General features: G+C 49.9%; 1 protein-coding gene. It reads right to left on the reverse strand.

Features of this window, described 5'->3' with window-relative positions; all coding sequences use genetic code 11:
• The coding region (locus AAC855_RS21300) for a transposase (RefSeq protein WP_340612133.1) at nt 1-275 on the reverse strand (275 nt) is incomplete at its 3' end.
• Between the last annotated feature and the right edge of the window lie 64 nt (nt 276-339).

Below are 339 nucleotides of genomic sequence, written 5' to 3' on the forward strand. Positions count from 1 at the left end.
AACAGCTCGTCAATTGAACACCTCTCTCGCCGTCTTATCGCTTTGACTTCAGCCCATTTCGGTTCGATAGGATTCAAATCCGGGCTGTAAGGAGGTAACCATTCCAACAGGTAACCGTGGTCTGCTACCGCTTTTATCGTGTCATGCCGTTTATGGAAGGAGGCATTGTCCATGACAATCACGGCGCCGCTGGGGAGCTTGGGCAGCAAGTCTTGTGTCATCCAGGCATGAAAGACATCTGCATTAATGCTTCCCGAAAATAAGCTTAAGGTCACGAAGGTCTTTTTGAGGATCGCACCAATGACATTGATGCGGCCTTTGGCCTGCCAATCGTGTGTC

The sequence above is a fragment of the Xenorhabdus bharatensis genome (assembly GCF_037996705.1).
Classification (GTDB): Bacteria; Pseudomonadota; Gammaproteobacteria; order Enterobacterales; family Enterobacteriaceae; genus Xenorhabdus; species Xenorhabdus bharatensis.